Source organism: Roseibium sp. (genome assembly GCF_025698965.1).
In the GTDB taxonomy this organism is placed as follows: Bacteria; Pseudomonadota; Alphaproteobacteria; order Rhizobiales; family Stappiaceae; genus Roseibium.
Map to the genome: position 1 here is coordinate 1 of NZ_JAILWL010000636.1, position 2,957 is coordinate 2,957.

General features: G+C 54.3%; 3 pseudogenes. All 3 read left to right on the plus strand.

Annotation, left to right across the window (positions count from 1 at the left end):
- The first annotated feature begins 18 nt into the window (after window positions 1–18).
- A pseudogene (gene sstT / locus K5905_RS30845) lies at window positions 19–1,294 on the plus strand (serine/threonine transporter SstT).
- 512 nt (window positions 1,295–1,806) lie between these two features.
- Window positions 1,807–2,533, plus strand: a pseudogene (locus K5905_RS30850) (IS6 family transposase).
- 52 nt (window positions 2,534–2,585) lie between these two features.
- A pseudogene (locus K5905_RS30855) lies at window positions 2,586–2,777 on the plus strand (IS6 family transposase); the annotation flags it as partial.
- Window positions 2,778–2,957 lie beyond the last annotated feature (180 nt).

Here is a 2,957-nt window from a genome sequence, read left to right on the forward strand (position 1 = left end):
GTACCAAAATCAAAATGGATGTGTGCAAGGAAATCCTTTCTACCAGGTAGCCTGGTAACACAGATCATTGTCGGGCTAAGTGCCGGCGTTCTTCTTGCCGCCGTTTGGCCCGAAGCGGGCATGGCGGCAGGTTTACTGGGCGATTTCTTTGTAGACGCCCTGAAAGCCATAGCCCCTGTACTCGTGTTGATCCTGGTTTGCGCTGCCATCACCAACCACAAGAAAGGCAGCCAGGCGCGCATGGGCCCGGTTGGGTCTCCTTTACATCGTCGCGACGTTCGCGGCGGCGCTTGTTGCCGTGGCAGCAAGCTTCATGTTCCCGGTCACGCTTCAATTGACCGGAACCCCTGAAGTCATGAACGCACCCGGCGGCCTCGGTGAGGTTGTGAAGAGCATTTTCCTGAAGATGGTCGACAACCCTGTAAATGCCATCGCCCAGGCGAATTACATCGGCATTCTCGCTTGGGCGATCGGGTTTGGCCTGGTTCTTCGTCATGCCAATGACACGACCAAGACCCTGATGTCGGATCTCGATAAGGCGATCACGAAAATCGTCGGCATCATCATCCGTCTGGCGCCTATCGGTATTTTCGGAATTGTTGCCTCGACCATTGTCGAAACCGGATTTGGCACGCTTGTGGGCTACGCGAACTTGCTGGCATTGCTCATCGGCTGCATGATTTTTATGGCTCTTGTCGTCAATCCCCTGATCGTCTTCGTGCGCATACGGCAGAACCCTTATCCGTTGGTGTTCACCTGCCTCAGGGAATCCGGGATCACCGCGTTCTTCATGCGCAGCTCGGCCGCCAACATTCCCGTCAACATGGAACTCTGCAGACGCATGAACCTGGACGAGGAAACCTATTCGGTGACCATCCCGATCGGGGCCACGATCAACATGGCAGGCGCCGCCATAACCGTTACCGTCATGACCCTTGCAGCGGTAAACACTCTGGGGCTTGAGGTAGACTTCCTTTCAGCCGTGTTCCTCAGTGTTATTGCCTCGATTGCTGCCGCCGGAGCCTCGGGTGTTGCGGGTGGTTCGCTGCTGTTGATCCCGATGGCCGCCAGCCTGTTCGGAATCGACAACGCGACGGCCATGCAGATTGTCAGCATCGGTTTCATCGTCGGTGTACTGCAGGATTCTGCGGAAACCGGCCTGAACTCATCTTCGGATGTCCTGTTCACCACCGCCGGCTCCCATAAGCAAGGCGATCCTTATCCACGCAAACTTCCGCTTGAGGAAAGCGATCCTTACCTGCACGAACTGCCACTTGAAGAGGTCAGTCCCTAAACGCTTCATCGCGACGGGACTGACGATTTGACAAGAACGCCGCCGGCCCTATCAGGCTAGCGGCGTTTTCGTAGACGGTTCAATCCGGCGAGACTGACACGTCTCTGTCTTGGGATACATCTATCTGGAGAAGAGAAAACCAAAAACAATGATTGTTGGGCGGGAGAGAGGCACTTTCACCGTTGCCCCCACCGAGCAAAAATGTGTTTTTTTGTAACGATTCAGAATTCGAAAGACCGTTGGATGACTGCAGCGTGGAGATGCTCTTTCAATGCCTGCTCCCGCAACTACCAGGTTTAGAGTCGGGCTACAGCATCGCCGCTGACTTAAACACCTAGTGCGGGCTGCACCGGCGCTACGCAAGGGACCCCAAACAACTGAAACTTCTGCTACACGTCCTGGGCAACACTCCAGGTAGCTGATCCACCATCAGTGCCTAAAGGAGACAAGCTGAGCAGAACAGTTCATCCGGACTTCTCATACGGTGCTGTCACATTGTTTTTTCGTCAAGAATGTTCGGGGTAATTGGTTGGCATGAGCAGCTCTGCCCCGACCTGCAAGAACCATCGCTACCCGATCGAGATTGTCGCGCGCGCAATCTGGCTGTACTTCTGGTTCAATCTGAGCCTACGTGAGGTGGAGCAAATGTTGCTGGAACGCGGCATTGTCGTTTCCTACGAGACCATCCGCCGATGGTACCGCAAGCACGGCCCAGACTATGTGCGCCGGTTACACCGCAAGGTGCCGACGATGACCGATGTTTGGCATCTCGACGAGGTCCTGGTTAGCATCAATGGCCAGAAATGTTGGCTGTGGCGCGCGGTTGATCAGGACGGTTATGTTCTCGACGAGATTGTCCAGACCCGCCGCAATACCAAAGCGGCCAAACGTTTGCTCACCCGCCTCTTGAAAAAGCAGGGCCTGGCGCCGAAACGCATGATCACTGACAAGCTGAGGCCCTATGGTGCTGCACGGCGCCAACTCATGCCCAACGTCGAGCACCGAGCGCACAAGGGATTAAACAACCGGGCGGAGAATTCTCACTTGCCGTTCCGAAAACGGGAGCGAACGCGACAAGGCTTCCGACCAATCGGATCGCTGCAGCAATTCGTGTCGGTGCTCTCTGCAATCCGCAACCATTTCGTTCTGCCCCAATCCAACCGCTCTGCATCTCAAATTCGATCCCATCGCCGTCAGGCTATGATTGAGGGAAAAATTGCGGCCGAACAGATTGCGTGAAGACAGCCGTAGACTGTCGCGCGTCTAAACATCAAACAATGTGACAGCACCTTTCAGGTTGAAGAAGAACATGCCAAAGATCGGCGGGTTCCGTTCGTTCAACTCAGCCAGAAAAACCAGCGATGGTTTTGAAGCCATGCTGTGGCTCAAGAAGGGCTTCGACTTTGCCGGTCAGTGGAGCGTCCGCGAACAGAACGATCTGCTTGCCCTGCTCTTCGAAATTGAAAAAGTTAACGAAACCTGAAAATTAATCGCTATACGGGAAAGACCTGTCCGACAGCGAAACTTGCGACAAGCTCCCTCAAGTATCGCTCACACCCAAGGTATAGATATCTATACCTACGATGCACACTTCTCTAGTGCTACAGAATGGCCGTACCGAATAATCACAAACTGGGGCTATTCCATCGTCAGCTGGAAACTA